5 protein-coding genes are annotated in these 2,053 nt (G+C 66.9%); all 5 read left to right on the forward strand.

Translation table 11 applies throughout. From position 1 onward, the window contains the following. Positions 1-253: hypothetical protein (locus KAY22_RS24375; RefSeq protein ID WP_296625729.1), on the forward strand; the 253-nt coding region annotated here is incomplete at its 5' end. A 42-nt stretch (positions 254-295) separates the two neighbouring features. Then, on the forward strand, positions 296-883 hold the full coding sequence (locus tag KAY22_RS24380) for a phage head-tail connector protein (protein WP_296625730.1): 588 nt from the start codon (positions 296-298) through the stop codon (positions 881-883). Continuing rightward, positions 880-1,224: a phage head closure protein gene (locus tag KAY22_RS24385; RefSeq protein WP_296625731.1), complete on the forward strand. Its 345-nt coding sequence runs from the start codon at positions 880-882 to the stop codon at positions 1,222-1,224. The genes KAY22_RS24380 and KAY22_RS24385 overlap by 4 nt, the downstream gene beginning before the upstream one ends. Further along, complete coding sequence (locus KAY22_RS24390) at positions 1,221-1,700, forward strand: HK97-gp10 family putative phage morphogenesis protein (protein ID WP_296625732.1); 480 nt, start codon at positions 1,221-1,223, stop codon at positions 1,698-1,700. The genes KAY22_RS24385 and KAY22_RS24390 overlap by 4 nt, the downstream gene beginning before the upstream one ends. 49 nt (positions 1,701-1,749) lie before the next feature. After that, the coding region (locus tag KAY22_RS24395) for a DUF3168 domain-containing protein (protein WP_296625733.1) at positions 1,750-2,053 on the forward strand (304 nt) is incomplete at its 3' end.

A 2,053-nucleotide genomic window follows, 5' to 3' on the forward strand; every position in this document is an offset into this window, starting at 1 on the left:
GGCTGATGCCACGTCGGCCGCAATGGCTGGCGAGTACGCGGCAACGGCCACCGATGCGCTGACGCTGGCCGATGCGGTATCGAACGCGGCCGCGCTGGGCGTGTCGATCAGTGAGGCGCTGACGCTGGCGGCGTTGGTGTCGGCGATGTTGACCGGAAACACGGCACTGACCGGCAAACGCGGCGGGTACGGCGTGCAGATGCAACTCTCGGCTCGCCGCGCGCAGATCCAGACCGGCCGATGCCGGAACTGAAACAGCAACACACCACACCAAGGCCCGCGTTTTGCGGGCCTTTTGCATTGGGGCGCGCACATTGGACTGAAGGTCGTCACGGCACCGACGGTCGAGCCCGTCACGCTCACCGAGGCCAAGCTGCATCAGCGTGTTGACCTGTCGGCGGACGATGACCTCATCACGATGTGGATCAGCGCGATCCGCGAGCATGCCGAGCATCTGACCGAGCGCGCGCTGGCGCCGGCCACGTTCTGCTTGTACCTCGACGCTTTCCCGTGCGACGGGATCGAGATTCCGCGCCCGCCGCTGACCGCGATCTCGTCGATCCAGTACTACGACACGACCGGCACGCTGGTGGCACTCGACGGCGCGGACTACTACGTCGACGACGCGCAGGAGCCCGCCTGGGTGCTGCCGGCCTACGGTACGACCTGGCCGGGCACCTACGACATCGCGAACGCGGTGCGGGTGACGTTCACCGCAGGCTACTCGGCGGCGCTGATCCCGACGCCGATCAAGGCCTACATCCTGGCCGCCCTGGGCACCTGCTACGCGAACCGCGAGAGCACGGCGCAGGCGGACAGGGTGCCCAAGACGATCGACTTTCTCGACCGGCTGCTCGACCGCTATCGGGTGTGGTCGGTATGACGCTCGCCGCTGGCCGGCTGCGGGATCGCATCGTGATCCAGACCAAGACTGCCACCCGCGACGCCTACGGGGCCGAGGTCATCACCTGGTCGACGCTGGCGACCGTGTGGGCGTCTGTCGAGTCGATCGGCGGGCGCGAGTTCATCGAGAACCAATACGGCGTCGACCAGACGCGCGCGGTGCGCGCGGTGCGCGTCGTCATGCGCTACCGCGAGGACGTGCAGCCCTGGATGCGGATCACGCACGAGGGCCGAACGCTGCAGATTCAGGCGATTCTGAAGCGCGGCAACGATGAGCAGCTCGACGTGATGTGCGTCGACATCAACGAGGCGACAGCATGAGCGAGATCACCCAGGTTCAGGGCCTCGCCGAACTCGATCGCCTGCTGAAAGAATTGCCGGCCAGGCTTGAGGGCACCGTTGTCCGAGGCGGCCTGCGCGCCGGCGCGGTTGTCCTGCAGAACGCGGCAAAGCAGAACGTCCCGGTGAAATCAGGGGCGCTGCGTCGCTCGATCAAAGTGTCCACCGGTATCAAGAAGGGCCGGGTGTACTCGCGCGTGCGGGCCGGCGACAAGATCGCCTTCTACGCGCACATGGTCGAGTTCGGCACGGCCGGCCACAAGATTGCCGCCAAGAAGGGCGGGATGCTGAACTTCGGCGGCCGGCTGGTGAAGTCTGTCGACCACCCTGGCGCCCGCCAGCGTCCGTTCATGCGCCCGGCCATCGACGGCAAGCAGGGCGAGGCGGTCGAGGCGATGCGTGCCTATATTGAGACGCGTACCCCGCGCGAGATCGAGAAATTGAAAGCGGGCCGCTGACGTGGGCGCGAGGAAAGCGGCATACGCGCTGCTCTCTGGTGACGCGACAGTGACGGGGCTCGTCTCGACCCGGATCTACCCCACGATTCTGCCGCAGGACAAGACGCTGCCGGCGCTGGTCTATCAGCGCATCTCGGGCGTTGAGCCCGGGCAGATCGACGGCCAGGGCCGCGCGCTGGTGCAGGCGCGCATCCAGATCACCGCGCTGGCCGACTCGTTCGGCTCATGCGCCGAGATTCTCGACGCGGCGCGCGAGGCGCTGCTCTATCAGTACGGAACGCATGGCGGGGTCGAGGTCGTCTCGATCATCCGCGACATCGACGGCGCCGACGACTTCGATCCTGAACTGCAGG

Source organism: Rhizorhabdus sp., assembly GCF_018006725.1.
Lineage (GTDB): Bacteria > Pseudomonadota > Alphaproteobacteria > Sphingomonadales > Sphingomonadaceae > Rhizorhabdus.